Genomic DNA, 16,649 nt, shown 5'->3' on the forward strand with positions numbered 1-16,649 from the left:
TCAGCCCACCGACTCCAGCCGGGTGCGGGCCAGCCGCTCGACCAGCTCGGGCAGCGCGGTGGCCGGGACGCCGCTGAGGTCGCGCCGGCAGGAGGCGACGACGGTGCCGACGACCTGGGGCCGCATCCGGAACTCCGCCACCAGGCGGGCGACGGCCTCCTCCACGGAGGCGTCCTGCGCGAGGTCGTCGGTCGTCGTCATGCGGCGCGGCCCCTTCGTCCGATCCGGTTTCGGTATCGCGAGCAGCGTCGCCGTCCGCCGGGCCCGGCACCAGGGACCAAGGACCCGGTGTGATCAGGTCGCGAAGTACCCGTTGGTCCCGTCGGCGGTGGCCGCGGCGGCGTCGCGGACCAGCGCCGCGAGCTCGCCGGCGTCGACGCGGTCGAGGGAGGTGAAGCGCACGCAGCTCTTCCCGCAGGAGACCCGCCCCAGCCGTTCCGCGCGCGCCTCGGGCAGGTACGTCCCGTCGACGACGGCGCAGACGTAGAGCGACAGGTGCCGCTTCTGGGCGGCCAGCGACACCAGCGGCCACTGCGTCGTCTCCCGCGCCGACCGGGGCCGGTAGGGCATCAGCCCGTAGCCCAGCATCGACCCGGCGCCGACCGGGACCAGCTGCCGGTCGAGTCCGGGCGCGGCCTCGCGGACCAGCGCGTCGACCCGGCGCAGCTCGGCCTCGCGCGGGCCGGCCGCGGCGAACCACTCCTCGATCGGGTCGCCCACGGCGGCCTCCTCAGTCCAGGACGAGGGAGAGCACGGTGGCGCCGGCGGTCAGCACCATCGCGAGGACGACGACCGCGGCCACCAGCCGCCGTCGCCGCTCGGCGTCCGGGCCGCCGGCCCCGCCCATGCCCATCACGACGGCGACGCTACCGGCCGCCGGCCCCAGAGCAGGGTGTCCAGCGCCGTGCCCGATGGCGTCGCGCGCGGCACCGTCCCGAGGCGCTCGACGTCGAGCAGCGCGGCCACCGGCGCCAGCCGGGCGGGGCTGTGCAGGATCGCCGGGTCCTGCGGCCCACCGACGCCCTCGGTGGGGTTCCGGGCGTCGTGGCCGAGCAGCAGGAACCGCCCGCCCGGCCGCAGCCAGCCCACGGCGCGGGTCAGCAGGCCGGTCATGTCCGGGTCGGGCAGGTGCAGGTAGGCGACGAGCACGAGGTCCTGCGACGACGGCGGCGCGTCCCACGCCGTGGCGTCGGCGGTCACCCACGTGACGGCGCCGGCGCCCGGCTGCGCCCGCCCGCGGGCCAGCCCGGTGGCGGAGAAGTCGACCGCGGTGGCCCGCCAGCCCAGCCGCGCGAGCCACAGGGCGTGCCGGCCCTCCCCCGCCGCGACGTCGACGGCGTCGCCGGGTGGCAGGTCCCCCACCAGCTCGGCCACCAGCGGGTTCGGCTCGCCCGACCACTGCTGCCGCTCGGCGTAGCGCGCGTCCCAGTCCGCTGCCTGCACGGGCGCGAGTGTGGCAGCGGTGTGCGCGCCGGCCGGGCCGGGGCCAGGGTGGTCGGGTGCCCACCGTCTCGCTGGTCCCCTTCGAACCGGAGCACCTGCTCGCCGTGCAGCCGTGGTTCGACGACCCCGAGACGCGGCGGCGGCTGGGCGGGCGCGAGTGGCCCACCCGCGAACTCGCCGTGCGCAGCACCCGGTGGACCGAGGAGTTCCGCGGGCGACGGGTGCTGCGCTCGTGCACCTGGGTGGCCCTCGACGACGACGGCGTGCTGGTCGCCCAGGTCGGCGGGGACGTCTACGACCGCTGGACGACGTGGGACCCGGCCGCCGAGCGGGTCGTGGAGACCGACGACCGGCGGACGATGGGCGCGGCCTACGTCGTCGCGCCGTCCCGCCGCGGGCAGGGCGTCGGCGCGGCCACGCTGCGCGCGCTGGTCGCCGATCCGGGCACCGCCGACGTCGAGCAGTTCGTCCTCGGCATCGAGCCGGACAACACCGCCAGCCTGCGCGCCGCGGCCGCCGCCGGCTTCACCCGACGCACCGCCGAGCCCGACGCCGAGGACATGGTCTACCTGCACCTGCGCCGCTGACGGAGGATCGCTCCGTGCGCGCCGCCGTCTCCGCCGTCGACGACCTCGTCCTGCACGCACCGCGTGTCCTGGGGTTCGCCCCCACCGACCGCATCGCCGCCCACTACGGGCTCGACCCGGACGACGTGGAGGACCACCTCCTCGGGTACGGCGCCCGCGGCTGGGTGGGCACCGCCGCGTTCGACGGGACCTCCGGCTGGTTCGTGACCGCCGAGGGCCGGGCCGAGGACGAGCGGCGGATGGCCGCCGAGCTCGACCGGTTCGGCGCCCGCGACGTCGCCGTCGCCGCCTACGCCGACTTCCTGCCGCTCAACGCCCGCTTCGGCCGGGTGTGCACCGACTGGCAGGTGCGGCCCACCCGCACCGACCCGCTGGCCGCCAACGACCACACCGACCGGCGCTGGGACGAGCGCGTGCTGCGCGCCCTCGGCACGCTCGGCCGCGAGCTCACCGCGGCCACCGCCGCGCTGGCCGGGCGCCTGCAGCGCTTCGACGGCTACGCCGCCCGCTACACCTCGGCGCTGGCGCGGGTCGACGGCGGGCAGTGGCAGTACGTGGCCGGCGTCGGCCTCGAGTCCTGCCACACCGTGTGGATGCAGCTGCACGAGGACCTGCTGGCCACGCTCGGCATCCCTCGCGGCGCCGAGGACTGACGGGACCGACCGGCCGGACCGTCGGCCCCGGCTGGCAGCATCCGGCGCATGCCGACGGTGCCGCCCCGCGAGGTCGCGCTGCTGCGGCTGGTCGCCCAGCGGGTGGCCGGCCCGCCGTTCCCCGACGCCGCGGCAGCCGTCCGCGGGCTGCTCGCCCTCCAGGGGCAGGAGCTGCCCGGCGCGCTGACGTCGGTGGCGCTGCGCACCCCGGACCGCTCGCGGGCCGGCGTCGAGGCGGCGCTGGCCGACGGCACCGTCGTCCGCTCCTGGCCGATGCGCAGCACCCTGCACCTCACGCCCGCCGAGGACCTGCCGTGGATGCTCGACCTGCTCGGTCCCCGCGTGCTCGCCGGCGCGGCGAGGCGGCGGGAGGTCGTGGGCCTGACCCTCGACGACCTCGAGCGCGCCCGCGGGGTGGCGGTCGCCGCGCTCTCCGGCGGGCGCCGGCTGGGCCGGAAGGAGCTGCTGGCCGCCCTCGCCGACGGCGGCTGCGACGTCGCCGGGCAGCGGGGCTACCACTCGCTGTGGTTCCTCGCGCAGACCGGGACCCTCGTCCTCGGCCCGCTGGAGGGCGGGGACCAGGCGTTCGTGCTCCTCGACGAGTGGGTGCCCGCGCCGCGGCGGCCCGACCGGGAGGAGGCCCTGGCCGAGCTCGCGCTGCGCTACTTCACCGGGCACGGCCCCGCGGGCGTCGCCGACCTGGTCCGCTGGGCGGGCACCACCGTGCGCGACGCCCGCGCCGGGCTCGCGGCCGTGCGCGACCGGCTGGCCGCCGTCGACGTCGACGGCACCGAGCTGTACCTCGACCCGGAGGTGCCCGACCGGCTGGCCGCCTGCCGCGCGGAGGCCGAGGGCCTGCACCTGCTGCCCGGCTTCGACGAGGTCGTGCTCGGCTACGCAGACCGCACCTGCACCGTGCCCGCGGAGCACGCCGACCGGATCGTCCCCGGCGGCAACGGCGTCTTCCGCCCCACCGTCGTCGTCGGCGGGACGGCGGTGGGCACCTGGCGGTGGACCGGGACGGGCACGAGGCGGGTGGCGAGCGCGGAGCCCTTCACCGCCTTCCCCGACGGCGTCGCGGAACGCGTGCCGGAGCTCGCCGCCGCACTGCCCTGAGCGCTGCGGAGGCGGCCCCCGCACCGCCGGGCGAGGGTGGGGCCATGGAGTACACGCGCCTGGGCGCCACGGGTCTCGAGGTCTCCCGGATCTGCCTCGGGATGATGAGCTTCGGCGAGCCCGGCCGCGGGATGACGCCGTGGAGCCTGCCTGAGGACGAGGCGATGCCGCTCATCCGGTCGGCGCTCGAGGCCGGCGTCACCTTCCTCGACACCGCCAACGTCTACTCGGCCGGCTCCAGCGAGGAGATCACCGGGAAGGCGATCCGGGAGTTCACCACCCGCGACGACGTCGTCCTGGCCACCAAGGTGCACGGCCGGATGCGCCCCGGCCCCAACGGCGGCGGGCTGTCCCGCGTCGCGGTCCTGCGCGAGCTCGAGGCGAGCCTGCGCCGGCTGCAGGTCGACCACGTCGACCTCTACCAGATCCACCGCTGGGACCCGGCCACGCCGATCGAGGAGACCCTCGAGGCGCTGGACTCGGCCGTCCGCAGCGGCAAGGTCCGCTACCTCGGCGCGAGCAGCATGTGGGCCTGGCAGTTCGGCAAGGCGCTGCACACCGCCGGCGAGCGCGGCTGGCACCGCTTCGTGTCGATGCAGGACCACTACAACCTGCTCAACCGCGAGGAGGAGCGGGAGATGCTGCCGCTGTGCGCCGACCAGGGCATCGGCGTCATCCCCTGGAGCCCGCTGGCCCGCGGCCGGCTCGCCCGCGACTGGGACGAGACGACCCACCGCTCGGAGAACGACGCGTTCGGGGGCCGCCTCTACGACGAGCGCAGCGACCGCGCGATCGTCGAGCGGGTGGCCGACGTGGCCGCCGGGCGGGGCGTCCCCCGGGCCCAGGTGGCGCTGGCCTGGCTGCTGGCCAAGCCGGTGGTGACCGCGCCGATCGTCGGGGCGACCAGGCCGGGACACCTCGACGACGCGCTCGCCGCCGTCGACCTGCGCCTCACCGACGACGAGGTCGCCCGGCTCGAGGAGCCCTACACGCCGCACGCCGTCGCCGGCTTCTGACGGAGATCACGCCCGCGCCACGCCGGTCGGGGGTGCGGGCCCGGGAACGATGGGTGCCGTGTCCGTCGTCCGCCCGCTGCTCGGCCCGCCGGTGCCCGGGCCGCGCGCGCTGTGGCGGGCCGGCGGGCGGCGCGGCGTCACCGCGGCGGTGTGCCTGGCCGTCGCGCTGGGCACCGGGGCGGCGCTGGGCCGCGTCGACCTCGGCTCGGCGGCGGCGCTCGCGTCGTTCACCGCCGTCTACGGGCACGCACTCCCCTACCGCCGCCGCGCCGGCGTGGTCGCCGCCGTCGGCGCGGCGCTGGTGGCGAGCAGTGCGCTCGGCGCCCTGACCGCCGGGCACCCGGTCGCGCTGGTCCTGGGCTGCGCGGCGCTCGCGGCCGCGGCGGTCGCGGCGGGCGTCGTCTGGCGGGTGGGCCCGCCCGGCCCGCTCGGCGTGGTGCTCGTCGCCGGCGGGTCGAGCGCCCTGGGCACCGCCCCGGGCGGGACGGGGCCGCACGTGCTGGCCGCCGCGGCCGGCGCAGCGCTGGCCTGGGCCGGCTGCATGCTGCCCTGGCTGTGGGACCCCAGCGGCCCGGAGCGCCGCGCGCTGGAGGCGGCCGAGGCCGCGCTGGGCGGCAGCCCGGCCGGCGCGGCCCGGGCGGTGCGGCTGGCCGACGTCGCCGTGCGCGGGGGCAGCCGACGCGGTCGCGCGGACCTGCGCCGGCGGCTCGGTGACGTCGAGGCGCGCTTCCTGGCCGCCCTGCCGGACGCGGTCCCCGACGCCGGCGCGGCCGCGCCGCCGGGTCCCGCGCCCGCCCGCTGGTGGCACGTGCCGGCGGCCGCGACCGCCCTGCGCCTGGGGGCGGGCGGCGCCGCGGCGGGGCTGGCCGCCGTCGCGCTCGGCCTGGCGAGCCCGTACTGGGCGGTCACCACGGCGGTGGGCGTGCAGCTGGGCACCGACGCCCGGGCGACGCGCGCACGCGGGCTGCAGCGGGCGCTCGGCACGGCGGTCGGCGTCCTGCTGGCCGGCGTGCTCGTGGCGCTCGACCTCCCGCTGCCCGCCGCCATCGCGACCGCGGCGCTGCTGCAGCTGGTGGTGGAGCTGCTCGTCGCCGCGCAGTACGTGCTCGCCGTCTCCTTCATCACCCCGCTGGCGCTGCTGCTCGTGCACCTGGGCAACCCGGCGACGACGGCCGGCGGGCTGGTGGCCGAGCGGCTGGCCGAGACCGGCGTGGGCGTCGTCGCAGCGCTCGCCGCGGGCCTCGCGCTGCTCCCCCGCGCGTCGAGCCGGCGGCTGCCCGCGGCGGTGCGCGAGGTCACCGCCGCGGGCGCGGCGGCCGACGACCGCCGGCTGCACGCCGCTCTCGACCACCTGGCCGAGGTGTCGGCCGGCGCCCGCGCCGAGCTGCTGCCCACCCCCGCCGTCACCGCGGGGGTGCACCGCGCCCGCGCGGTGGCCGACCTGGGCTGGGCGTTGCTCGGCGCCCGCGCCCGCGGCGACGGCCCCCTGGCCGCGGAGCTCGCCCGCCGGCTCGCCGCCGGTCAGCCGGCCAGCTGAGGCGCCAGCTCCTCGAGGTCGTCGAGCACCAGCCCGGCGCCCAGCGGGCCGAGGCCGAGGAACCACCGGTCGTCGTCGACGGCCACCGAGCGGTCCTCGGCGACCGCCGGGATCGACGCCCACAGCGGCCCGGCGGTGACCTGCTCGGCCGCCGTCGCGCCGTCGGCCCCGTAGGCGCCGTAGAAGAGCAGGTCGCCGTCGGCGGAGGTCACCTGCTCCGGCGAGACCTCGACGAAGGTCTCCGACGTGCGCTGCAGCTCCGGCCGGGCGAAGCCGACCTCGGCGAGCACCGACCCGATGAAGGACCCCTCGCCGTAGAGGCGGATGAGCGTCCCGTCGAGGAAACGGGCGACGCTGACCTCGGTCTGCGCCGGGTCGCCGTACAGGCCGCCGACCTCCTCGGCGCGGGCGGTGAACTCGTCCAGCAGGTCCTGCGCCTGCTCCTCGCGGCCGAGGGCCTCGCCGGCGAGCAGCAGGTTCTCCTGCCAGGTCTCCCCGATCGCCTCGGCGAACACCGTGGGGGCGACCTGGGCGAGCTGGTCGTAGAGGTCGGCGTGCCGCACGGAGTTGGACAGGATGAGGTCCGGCTCCAGCGCGGCGATCGCCTCGAGGTCGGGCTCGGCGATCGTGCCCACGGCGGCGATGTCGGCGGGGTCGACGCCGGCCTCGGCGACGAACCCGGGCAGCTCGTCGCTCACGTCGGTGCGGACGGCCCCGACCGGGGTGACGCCGAGCGCCAGGACGGCGTCGAGCTCACCGGTGTCCAGGACGACGACCCGCTCGGGCGAGCCGGTGACCTCGGTCGTGCCCGCGGCGTGCGCCACGGTGCGGGTCTCCGCCGACGCCGGGGCCTCCGGGGCCCCCTCGGCCCCCGCCTCCGCCTCGGTCGACCCGCACCCGGCGAGCACCGCCACCACCGCCACCGCACCGGCCACGCGTCCGCGCGCCGTCCGTCCCCAGAGCACCGTCGCTCCTCCTCCCGGCGCCGGACCGTCCGGCACCGGGAGACAACTTAGGGCAGCCTTGCCTGACCTCGAGTCAGGGCCTCCGCTCGACGAGGAAGACGGGGATGACCCGGTCGGTCTTCTGCTGGTACTCGGCGTAGGGCGGGTAGGCGGCCACGGCGCGCTCCCACCACTGCGCCTTCTCCTCGCCGGTGATCTCCCGGGCGACGCCGTCCCACGGCTCCGGGCCGTCCTGCACGGTGACCTGGTCGGGGTGCTTGCGCAGGTTGGCCACCCACGCCGGGTCCTTCGGCGCCCCGCCCTGCGAGCCGACCATCGCGTAGACGCCGCCCTCCTCGACCCGCATCAGCGGCTGCTTGCGGACCTTGCCCGTCGTGGCCCCCCGGGTCGTGAAGATGACGACCGGCAGGCCGGTGTCGCGCAGCGTGTTGGCCTCGCGCCCGCCGGTGGCCTCGTAGCGCTCCACCTGGTCGCGGACCCACTGCTGCGGACTCGGCTCGTACTCACCCTCCAGCGGCATGTCCCGACCGTAGGTCGCGGCCGCGCGGGCGGCACGCCGGCCCAGCGGGCGCCGTCAGCGGGCGCCGTCAGCGGGCGTCGACGGTGTGCGGGACGAAGAAGCTCAGGTTGTCGGTGATCAGCCCGTCGCTCTCGCGGATGCCGAGGCCCGCGGGCTCGCCGTCGACCACCCAGGCGCCGAGCACCGGGTGGTGCGGGCCGTCGACGCCGGCGAAGTCGGGCAGCGGCGCGAACTCCTGGACGACGAAGCCCTCGGTGCCGTACCGCCCGGGCAGCGAGGTGACGACCCGCCCGTCGCGCACGATCTCCACGTTGGCGCCCTCGCGGCCCCACAGCGGCTTGCGCACGTAGTCCCGCCAGCTCGAGGGCATCTCGTCGGCGAAGTAGGCCGGCAGCAGCAGCTGGGAGAGCACCGGGTCGCCGCCGAAGAGCCGCCACAGCACCGGCAGCAGCGCCTTGGTGCTCCACAGCATCTTGTAGACCGGCTCGACCCAGGTGGTGCCGCCCGGCCGGGCCGCGTCGGCGAGGACGGCGGCGCCGAACTCGTCGTCGACCAGCCACTCCCAGGGGTAGAGCTTGAAGACGACGTCGAGGTGGCGGCCCGCGGGGTCGTAGAAGCGGCCGTCGCCGGAGTCCAGGGCGATGTCCTCGACGACGACCTCGACGGCCTCGTAGCCGGCCTGCACGACGGTGTCCATCAGGTAGGCGACGGTCATCCGGTCCTCGCCGGAGACGTCGCTGGTGGACCAGGCGAGGTGCACCCGCGGGCGCACGCCGGTCCGCCGCTCCCAGCGGGTGAGGTTGCGCTGCCACGCGGCGACGAGCTTCTCGTGCAGCGCGTTCCACTGGTCGCGGCCCTGGCCGGTGAACAGGTGCCAGTTCCACTGCGCGACCGCCGCCTCGACCAGCCCGGTCGGGGTGTCGGCGTTGAACTCCAGCAGCTTCGGCGGACCCGAGCCGTCGTAGCGCAGGTCGAAGCGGCCGTAGACGCTCGGCGGCTCGCCCTCCCAGGTGGCCCGGATGCCCGAGCGGGCGATCAGCGGGATGCCCATCCGGTCGAACAGGTCGTTCTCGACGACGTGGTCGCCCGCGGCCACGCACATCTCGAACAGCTGCGACACCCACCCCTCGAGGCGGGCGACCTCGTCGGAGGTGAAGTCGTAGTACGGACCCTCGCGCCAGTAGCTGCGCACGTCGCCGCCGGGCGTCGTGGTGCGGTTGTAGACCAGGCCGGAGGACTCGATCTCGGCCTCCCAGCCGGGCCGGACGACGCCGGCCTCGACGCGGCGCACCGGCTCAGGACCCCGAGCTGCCGGTGCCGCCGGTGCCGGAGCCGATGCCGCCGGTCACCCGCGTGCCGCTGGCCACCGACCCGGTGCCGGGCAGGCCGTAGCGCTGGCGGGCGGCGGTGTCGCGCGGGTCGACGCGGGTGCCGCCGGAGGGCAGCACGGTGCCGACGGGCAGGCCCGGGCGGAAGCCGCCGAGGTAGAGGAAGAACAGCCCGCCACCGCCGCCGCGGTAGTCGTCGTCGCAGTAGTCCTCGTCGACGATCTCGCCGTCCTCGTTGGTGCAGTAGGCGACCTGCTCCTCCTCGTCGTCGCTGCCGCAGCCGGCGAGGAACCCGGTGGCGGCGGTGGCGAGCACCGTCGTCGTCAACGCGCTGCGCACCCGGTTCGAGAACGCCATGGACCCCTCCCGGCTCGGTGGACGCCCTGACCCTAGGTCCCCGGCGGTACCGGCCTGCCCTCCGGGCGGCACGGACGGTCCCGTTCCACTAGCGTGCGGCTCGTCGCCGAGCCCCGGGGAGGCGCGATGGCCGCCAGGGAACCCGCCGAGATCGCCCGCGTCGCGAGCGCGACCGGCGCGAAGAAGGTGCACCGGACGTGGGACCGGGTGCTGGTCAGCGCCTTCCTCGCCGGCGCCTACATCTCCTTCGGCGCGCTGGTGGCGATCACCGTCTCCTCCGGCCTGGACGCGGGGACGTGGGGCACGCTGCCCACGCTGTTCATGGGCGCGGCGTTCACCCTCGGCCTGGTCCTGGTGCTGATCGCCGGGTCCGACCTGGCCACCGGCAACATGATGCTGGTCCCCCTGGGCGCGATGAACGGCAAGCTCGGCATCGGCGACGTCGTCCGCAACCTCACCCTGGTGCTGCTGGGCAACCTGCTCGGCGCCCTGTTCGTCGCCTACTTCCTCGCCGTCTCCACCGGCGTCATCGGCGACCCGGACAGCACCGGCAGCGCGGGGCTGACCTTCGCCCGGCTGGCCGAGATCGCCGACGGCAAGACCCACCACACCGCGTGGGAGACGTTCCTGCGCGGCGTCGGCTGCAACTGGCTGGTGTGCCTCGCGGTGTGGATGTCGCTGGCCGCCACCAGCGTCTCGGGCAAGATCCTCGCGGTCTTCTTCCCGGTCATGGCCTTCGTCGCCATGGGCTTCGACCACGTCGTCGCCAACATGTTCTTCCTGCCCGCCGCGGTGTTCGCCGGCGTCGAGGGCGCCAACTGGGGCGACACCGTCGTCAACTGGCTGCTGGCCGGCGCCGGCAACCTCGTGGGCGCGGTCGTCTTCGTCGGGACGTCGTACTGGTACCTGTTCCTGCGCGACGAGCCGCAGGCCGCGCCGCACACCGGGGCGGAGCCGGCCGAGCGCGCCTGAGGCCGCGCGTCGCTACGGTCGCCCGCGTGAGCGAGACCAGCACACCTCCCCCGGACGACGACGCCGCCGCGGCGGCCCGGATCGCCGCCGGCTACGCCGTCGAGGGGGCCGCGCTCGACCTGGGCGCCGTCTCCGCCGGCGGCCGCACCCACCCGGGCGCGCAGGTCCGGCTGCCGCTGTCGTCGCTCAACCGGCACGGCCTGATCGCCGGGGCCACCGGCACCGGCAAGACCCGCACGCTGCAGCTCATGGCCGAGCAGCTGTCGGCCGCGGGCGTCCCGGTCGTCCTCGCCGACCTCAAGGGCGACCTCGCCGGCCTCGCCGAGCCCGGGGAGGCCGGCGAGCGGGTCACCCGCCGGGCGGCCGAGACCGGCGACGCGTGGACGCCGGCCGCGTTCCCCGTCGAGTACCTGGCGCTCGGCGGGCTCGGCACCGGCGTCCCGGTGCGCGCCACCGTCAGCGACTTCGGCCCGACGCTGCTGGCGAAGGTGCTGGGCCTCAACGCGACGCAGGAGAGCTCGCTCGGCCTGGTCTTCCACCACGCCGACGAGGCCGGCCTGCCGCTGCTCGACCTCGCCGACCTGCGGGCGCTGCTCACCTGGCTCACCCGGCCGGAGGGCAAGGCGGAGCTCGCGGGCCTCGGCGGGCTGTCGAAGGCGACGGCCGGCGTGGTGCTGCGCGAGCTCGTGGCGCTGGAGGACCTCGGCGGCGACGCCTTCTTCGGCGAGCCCGCCTTCGACCCCGCCGACCTGATCCGCACCGCGCCCGACGGCCGCGGCGTCGTCAGCGCCGTCGAGCTGCCCGCCGTCGCCGACCGGCCGGCCCTGTTCTCCACCTTCCTCATGTGGCTGCTCGCCGAGCTCTTCGAGGAGCTGCCCGAGGTCGGCGACCTCGAGAAGCCGAAGGTGGTGTTCTTCCTCGACGAGGCGCACCTGCTGTTCAGCGGCGCGAGCAAGGCGTTCCTGACGGCGGTCACCCGGACCGTGCGGCTCATCCGGTCCAAGGGCGTCGGCGTCTTCTTCGTCACCCAGCAGCCCACCGACGTCCCCTCCGACGTCCTCGGCCAGCTCGGCAACCGGGTGCAGCACGCGCTGCGCGCCTTCACGCCGGAGGACGCCGACGCGCTGAAGAAGACCGTGCGGACGTTCCCCCGCAGCGACGTCTACGACGACGTCGCGGAGCTGCTCACCTCGCTCGGCACCGGCGAGGCGGCGGTGACGGTGCTCTCCGAGCGCGGGGCGCCCACCCCCCTGGCCCGCACGGTGCTGCGCGCGCCGCGGGCCTCCATGGGCACCGTGGCGCCCGACGCGATGGCCGCCGCGGTGGCCGCCTCGCCGCTGCAGGCGCGCTACGGGACCGCCGTCGACCGGGAGTCGGCGAAGGAGCTGCTGGCCGCGCGGCTGGCGCCCCCGCCGGAGGCCCCCTCCCGGCGGCAGGAACCGCGGCGGGAGCCCGTGCCGCGCCGGGAGCCCGCCTCCCGCGGGCGCGGGGAGGAGCCGGCCGCCGACGGCGGGCTGCTCGCCGACGTCATGGCCTCCCCGGTGTTCCGCAGCTTCGCCCGCTCGGCCGCCTCGGCGCTGGGCCGCGAGCTCACCCGCGGCCTGTTCGGCACCCGCCGGCGCCGCTGACGCCGCTCCCCGGGTGCGGGCCGCCCGCCCGGGTGGCACCGTCGAGCGGCACGCGGAACCGGGGAGGCACAGGGCGATGCGGTACAGGGAGGGCGGCGACCTCGACACGTCGTCGATCCAGGACCGGCGCGGCCGCGGAGGCGGCGGCGGGTTCGGTGGTCGCGGCGTCGCGGTCGGCGGCGGCGGGCTCGGCCTGGTCGGCATCCTGGTCCTGGTGCTGTTCCAGGTCCTCGGCGGGGGCGGCGGAGGCGGCACCGGCGGCGGTGGGCTCGGCGCGCTGTCCGGCGGGCTCGGCCCGGGCGAGACGGCCGACAACAGCGCGCTCGAGCAGTCCTGCGACGACAGCGGCGACGCCAACACCTCCGTCGAGTGCGCCGTCGTCGCCAACATCGACTCGATCCAGGACTACTGGTCGCAGGCGCTCGACGGCTACGTCCCCACCGACACGGTCTTCTTCTCCGACCAGGTCAGCACCCAGTGCGGCGGCGCCACCAGCGGGTCGGGCCCCTTCTACTGCCCGGCCGACCGGCTCGTGTACATCGACCTGACCTTCTTCGACACGCTGCGCAGCCAGTTCGGCGCCGAGGGCGGCGCGTTCCCGAACGCCTACGTGCTCGCCCACGAGTACGGCCACCACGTGCAGAACCTGCTCGGCACCAACCAGCAGGTGACGCCGGGCGAGACCGGGCCGACCAGCGGCACCGTGCGGCTGGAGCTGCAGGCCGACTGCTACGCCGGCGCCTGGGCCAACCACGCGACGACGGTGCCCGACGAGTCCGGCGCCCCGCTGATCACCGAGATCACACAGGCCGACATCGACGCGGCGCTGGACACCGCGGGCCGCATCGGCGACGACTTCATCCAGGAGAACCTCGGCGGCGGCCGGGTCGACCAGGACGCCTTCACGCACGGCTCCTCCGAGCAGCGGCAGCGCTGGTTCCTCACCGGCTACGAGACCGGGGACCCCGCGCAGTGCGACACCTTCGCCACCGACGACCTGGGATGACCCGGTGACCGAGCACCTGCGGGTGACCCGGGACGGCGCCGTCGCCGTCCTCACCATCGACCGCCCGGACAAGCGCAACGCCATGACGGCGGCCATGTGGGCGGCGCTGCCCGGCGTGCTCGCCGGCCTGGCCGGGGACCCGGACGTGCGGGTCCTCGTGGTCACCGGCGCCGGCCCGAGCTTCTGCGCCGGCGCCGACATCGCCGACCTGCTCGGCGGCCCCGACGCCGAGGACCCGATGGCCCGGCTGCGCCGCGACAACCTCGCCGCCCAGGCGGCGCTGCGCGACTTCCCCAAGCCGACGATCGCGATGGTCCGGGGCCACTGCATCGGCGGCGGCGTGGAGCTGGCCACCTGCTGCGACCTGCGGTTCACCGACCCGACCGGCGTCTTCGGCGTCACCCCGGCGAAGGTGGGGATCGTCTTCACCCCGACGTCGACCCGCCAGCTCGTGCAGCTGGTCGGGCCGGCCACCACCCGCTACCTGCTCTACTCCGGCGAGCTCGTCGACGCCGAGACCGCCCTGCGCACCGGCCTGGTCGACCGGCTGCTGCCCGCGGGCGACCTCGCCGGCGAGGTGCGCCGGTTCGCCGAGGTGCTCGCCACGCGCTCGGCGCTCACCCAGCGCGCGGCCAAGGAGATCACCGCCGCGCTGGCCGCCGGCACCCCCGGCGACGACGTCGAGGAGCTCGCAGGGCGCTGGTACCGGGAGACCGCGGCGGCCGGCGAGCTCGCGGAGGGCGTGGCCGCGTTCGCCGAGCGCCGGGCGCCGCGCTTCCCCTGGCGGGGCTGACCCGGCTCCCCCGGCGGGGCCGGGTCAGGCGACCGACAGGCCCTGCTCCTCGGCCTCGACGGCGGCGTTCCACTCCGGCTTCTCGGCCTGCCAGCGGTCCTCGGTGCGGCCGATGCGCCAGTAGCCCGACACCGACAGCCGCTCGCGCGGGACGCCGAGGCCGGTGCGCACGAACCGGCGGAGCTCCCGGACCGAGCCCGCCTCGCCGTGCACGAACACGTGGACGTCGCCCTCGGGAAGGTCGGCGCCGAGCACGGCGGCCACCAGCGCCACCCCGGGCGCCGCGCTGCGGTGGACCCAGGTGACCCGCACGCCGTCGCCGGCGGTGAGCTCCTGCTCCTCCTCCGGGCCGGCGACCTCGAGGAACACCTCGGCGCGGGCGCCGGCGGGCAGCACCTCCAGCGCGGCGGCGATCGCCGGGAGCGCGGTCTCGTCGCCGGCCAGCAGGTGCCAGCCGGCCGTCGCGTCGGGCGTGTAGGCCCCGCCGGGGCCGAACAGCTGCAGCGTGTCGCCCGGCCGGGCGGCCAGCGCCCACGGGCCGGCCACGCCCTCGTCGCCGTGGACGACGAAGTCGAGGGTCAGCTCGCCGGCGTCGGCGTCCCACGCACGCACCGTGTAGGTGCGGGTCACCGGCCACTGCTCGCGGGGCAGCCGCTCCTGCACGTCCTCGACGTCGAAGGGCGCGGCGTAGCCGGCGCCCGGCGGCGGGAAGAGCAGCTTCACGTACGAGTCGGTGTGCTGCGGCGCGAAGCCGGCGAGGCCCTCGCCACCGAGCACGACGCGGACGACGTGCGGGGTGAGCCGCTCCGTGCGCACGACGGTGCCGGTGCGCGGCGTCCGGCGGCGGCGGGGGTTCGGGTCGGCCACGGGCCCTCCTCGAGTCAGGGAAGGCTCACCTTACTCCGAGCGGCGGGGGCCTCCTCGGCGCGGGCGGGGGCTCTCCCAGCAGACCCGCAGGCCGGAGCCCGTTTCCGGACAGTCCCGTCCGGGTAGCCGGTGGCCTGCGGGAACGACGCCGTCCCGGCGCTGCCGCCCGGGCGAGCACTGCTGCCCGGACGGCGTCCGACCCGCACTTCCCCACGGCTCAAGCCGAGCGGTGTCCCCACCGCCGGCGTGCTCCACGCGCATGCGCTCCGGCGACGACCGTCGATCCGGGATGTGTGCGTGATCGCTTCCCGGGTAGCGAGATGCCGACCGAGATCCACTCAGGAGGAACGATGACCCACTCCATCGACGCCCCCCTCCCGCCGCCGCCCTCCTCGGGCGCGACCGGCTACGGGGACACGAGTACGACCTCGACCACCACCTCCGGCTCGCCGTCGACCACCGACGTGGCGAAGGACGAGGCCCGCAACGTCGGCCAGACCGCCAAGCAGGCCGGCAGCCAGGTCGCCTCGACCGCCGCCGACCAGGCGAAGAACGTCGTCGCCGAGACCAAGCAGCAGGCGCAGAGCCTGGTCGAGCAGGGCCGCACCCAGGTGCGCCAGCAGGCCGTCTCGCAGCAGCAGAAGGCCGGGCAGAGCCTGGCCGGGCTCGCCGAGCAGCTGCGCAACATGGTCGAGGGCAACGCCCCGGCCCCCGGCCCCGCCCGCGACCTCATCACCGAGGGCGCCGGCCGCGTGCAGCAGTTCGCCGACGTGCTGCAGAACCGCGAGCCCGCCGACCTGCTCGAGGACGTGCGCAGCTTCGCCCGCCGCAAGCCCGGCGTCTTCCTGCTCGGTGCCGCCCTCGCGGGCGTCGTCGCCGGCCGGCTGACCAGCGGCGTCAAGGCCGCCCACACCGACGACTCGTCGTCGCGCCAGGGCCTGTCGTCGACGACGTCGACCTACGGCTCGGGCAACTACGTGGACCCGGCGCCGGCCTACTCCGGCTACGAGACCACGACGACGACCGGCTACCAGACCACCGGCGCCGGCTACGGGACGACCACGGGCTACGAGAGCACCGGCTACGAGACGACGACCGGGTACGAGACGACCGGGACCACCGGCACCCCGCTGCCGCCCCCGCCGTACGGCACCGTGCCGCCCGAGGGCAGCGTCGTGCCGCCGGCCGCCCCCGCCGGCTGGGACGACCCGACCCGCCGTCCGGGCCAGGGGGTCTGAGCCATGTCCTCCCCCTACTCCGGCGCGACGCCGGTGGGCGGCCAGAGCGGCTACCCGCCGGAGCCGCCGCAGGCCAACTACGCGGTGACCCCCGGCTACGAGCAGGGCACCGGCTACGACCAGGGCACCGGCTACCAGCAGGGCGCCACCGCCTACGGCCAGGACACCGGCTACACCGACGCCTCCTACGGGGCGCACGCCGGTGACCGCGGCACCCCGATGACCGAGGCCGGCCGGCCCGACGTCGAGGGCGCCTCCGTGGGCGAGCTCATCAGCGAGGTCACCAAGGACTTCTCCGTCCTGATGCGCCAGGAGATCGCCCTGGCGAAGGCCGAGGTCACGACCGAGGCGAAGAAGGCCGGCCAGGGCGCGGGCATGCTCGGCGCCGCCGGGTTCGCCGGCTACATGACGATCCTGTTCCTCTCCTTCGCCCTGTGGTGGGCGCTGGAGAACGTCATGGACGCGGGCCTCGCCGCGCTCATCGTGGCCGTCCTCTGGGGCGTCATCGGCGCCGTCGCCTTCGTGATGGGGCGCAAGAAGTTCCGGCAGGTCAACCCCAAGCCCGAACGGACCGTGGAGACCCTCCAGCAGGTCCCCGGCGCCCTCAAGCCCCACTGACCCCG

General features: G+C 76.4%; 20 protein-coding genes. 11 read left to right on the top strand and 9 right to left on the bottom strand.

Going from position 1 to position 16,649, the window contains the following annotated elements:
• The 4 genes from ACI78R_RS02340 to ACI78R_RS02355 form a co-directional block, all read right to left on the bottom strand.
• Nucleotides 1–201, bottom strand: coding sequence for a hypothetical protein (locus ACI78R_RS02340; protein ID WP_073419000.1), 201 nt, complete (start codon nt 199–201; stop codon nt 1–3).
• 93 nt (nt 202–294) lie between these two features.
• Nucleotides 295–720 (bottom strand): DUF1801 domain-containing protein, encoded by a 426-nt coding sequence (locus tag ACI78R_RS02345; protein WP_073418999.1) that lies wholly within the window; start codon nt 718–720, stop codon nt 295–297.
• Nucleotides 721–730: 10 nt separating this feature from the next.
• The gene (locus ACI78R_RS02350; RefSeq protein ID WP_281248051.1) at nt 731–856 is read right to left on the bottom strand and encodes a hypothetical protein; all 126 of its coding nucleotides are present in this window, start codon (nt 854–856) and stop codon (nt 731–733) included.
• Nucleotides 853–1,443, bottom strand: coding sequence for a class I SAM-dependent methyltransferase (locus ACI78R_RS02355; protein ID WP_073418998.1), 591 nt, complete (start codon nt 1,441–1,443; stop codon nt 853–855). Before ACI78R_RS02355 ends, ACI78R_RS02350 begins: the two co-directional genes overlap by 4 nt.
• 56 nt (nt 1,444–1,499) lie before the next feature.
• Between ACI78R_RS02355 and ACI78R_RS02360 the strand changes: the two genes are divergently transcribed.
• The 5 genes from ACI78R_RS02360 to ACI78R_RS02380 are packed head-to-tail and all read left to right on the top strand — an operon-like array spanning nt 1,500 to nt 6,352.
• Nucleotides 1,500–2,030, top strand: a complete 531-nt coding sequence (locus tag ACI78R_RS02360) for a GNAT family N-acetyltransferase (RefSeq protein WP_457039525.1) — start codon at nt 1,500–1,502, stop codon at nt 2,028–2,030.
• Between the two features lie 14 nt (nt 2,031–2,044).
• Complete coding sequence (locus ACI78R_RS02365; RefSeq protein WP_073418996.1) at nt 2,045–2,683, top strand: hypothetical protein; 639 nt, start codon at nt 2,045–2,047, stop codon at nt 2,681–2,683.
• Between the two features lie 48 nt (nt 2,684–2,731).
• Complete coding sequence (locus ACI78R_RS02370) at nt 2,732–3,799, top strand: winged helix DNA-binding domain-containing protein (RefSeq protein WP_457039526.1); 1,068 nt, start codon at nt 2,732–2,734, stop codon at nt 3,797–3,799.
• 44 nt (nt 3,800–3,843) lie between these two features.
• Nucleotides 3,844–4,815, top strand: a complete 972-nt coding sequence (locus ACI78R_RS02375; protein WP_457039527.1) for an aldo/keto reductase — start codon at nt 3,844–3,846, stop codon at nt 4,813–4,815.
• 58 nt (nt 4,816–4,873) lie between these two features.
• Nucleotides 4,874–6,352 carry an FUSC family protein gene (locus tag ACI78R_RS02380; protein ID WP_457039528.1) on the top strand — a complete coding sequence of 493 codons (1,479 nt, stop codon included), beginning with the start codon at nt 4,874–4,876 and terminating at the stop codon, nt 6,350–6,352.
• Here ACI78R_RS02380 and ACI78R_RS02385 read toward each other — a convergent pair.
• The 4 genes from ACI78R_RS02385 to ACI78R_RS02400 all read right to left on the bottom strand — a co-directional run bounded on the left by ACI78R_RS02385 (nt 6,337) and on the right by ACI78R_RS02400 (nt 9,522).
• A complete protein-coding gene (locus ACI78R_RS02385) occupies nt 6,337–7,317 on the bottom strand; it encodes an ABC transporter substrate-binding protein (protein WP_457039529.1) in 981 nt (326 codons plus the stop codon). The genes ACI78R_RS02380 and ACI78R_RS02385 overlap by 16 nt on opposite strands.
• Before the next feature lie 73 nt (nt 7,318–7,390).
• Nucleotides 7,391–7,837: a nitroreductase family deazaflavin-dependent oxidoreductase gene (locus ACI78R_RS02390; RefSeq protein WP_073418991.1), complete on the bottom strand. Its 447-nt coding sequence runs from the start codon at nt 7,835–7,837 to the stop codon at nt 7,391–7,393.
• A gap of 67 nt (nt 7,838–7,904) precedes the next feature.
• Complete coding sequence (locus ACI78R_RS02395; RefSeq protein WP_073418990.1) at nt 7,905–9,128, bottom strand: glutathionylspermidine synthase family protein; 1,224 nt, start codon at nt 9,126–9,128, stop codon at nt 7,905–7,907.
• A gap of 4 nt (nt 9,129–9,132) precedes the next feature.
• Nucleotides 9,133–9,522 carry a hypothetical protein gene (locus ACI78R_RS02400; RefSeq protein ID WP_073418989.1) on the bottom strand — a complete coding sequence of 130 codons (390 nt, stop codon included), beginning with the start codon at nt 9,520–9,522 and terminating at the stop codon, nt 9,133–9,135.
• A gap of 126 nt (nt 9,523–9,648) precedes the next feature.
• On the opposite strand from ACI78R_RS02400, the gene ACI78R_RS02405 reads away from it, so the two are divergent.
• The 4 genes from ACI78R_RS02405 (at nt 9,649) to ACI78R_RS02420 (ending at nt 13,921) form a co-directional block, all read left to right on the top strand.
• Entirely contained in the window at nt 9,649–10,494 is an 846-nt protein-coding gene (locus ACI78R_RS02405) for a formate/nitrite transporter family protein (protein WP_457039530.1), read from the top strand.
• A 26-nt stretch (nt 10,495–10,520) separates the two neighbouring features.
• The gene (locus ACI78R_RS02410; RefSeq protein WP_457039531.1) at nt 10,521–12,122 is read left to right on the top strand and encodes a helicase HerA-like domain-containing protein; all 1,602 of its coding nucleotides are present in this window, start codon (nt 10,521–10,523) and stop codon (nt 12,120–12,122) included.
• Between the two features lie 76 nt (nt 12,123–12,198).
• A complete protein-coding gene (gene ypfJ, locus ACI78R_RS02415) occupies nt 12,199–13,128 on the top strand; it encodes a KPN_02809 family neutral zinc metallopeptidase (RefSeq protein WP_457039532.1) in 930 nt (309 codons plus the stop codon).
• Between the two features lie 4 nt (nt 13,129–13,132).
• Complete coding sequence (locus tag ACI78R_RS02420) at nt 13,133–13,921, top strand: enoyl-CoA hydratase/isomerase family protein (RefSeq protein WP_457039533.1); 789 nt, start codon at nt 13,133–13,135, stop codon at nt 13,919–13,921.
• 24 nt (nt 13,922–13,945) lie between these two features.
• On the opposite strand, the gene ACI78R_RS02425 is transcribed toward ACI78R_RS02420, so the two are convergent.
• Entirely contained in the window at nt 13,946–14,788 is an 843-nt protein-coding gene (locus tag ACI78R_RS02425; RefSeq protein ID WP_457039534.1) for a siderophore-interacting protein, read from the bottom strand.
• Nucleotides 14,789–15,138: 350 nt separating this feature from the next.
• On the opposite strand from ACI78R_RS02425, the gene ACI78R_RS02430 reads away from it, so the two are divergent.
• Together ACI78R_RS02430 and ACI78R_RS02435 are read left to right on the top strand one after the other, a co-directional pair.
• A complete protein-coding gene (locus tag ACI78R_RS02430; RefSeq protein WP_457039535.1) occupies nt 15,139–16,026 on the top strand; it encodes a hypothetical protein in 888 nt (295 codons plus the stop codon).
• Between the two features lie 3 nt (nt 16,027–16,029).
• Complete coding sequence (locus ACI78R_RS02435; protein WP_083628297.1) at nt 16,030–16,644, top strand: phage holin family protein; 615 nt, start codon at nt 16,030–16,032, stop codon at nt 16,642–16,644.
• The last annotated feature ends 5 nt before the right edge of the window (nt 16,645–16,649 follow it).

The organism is Geodermatophilus sp. SYSU D01106 (assembly GCF_054049995.1).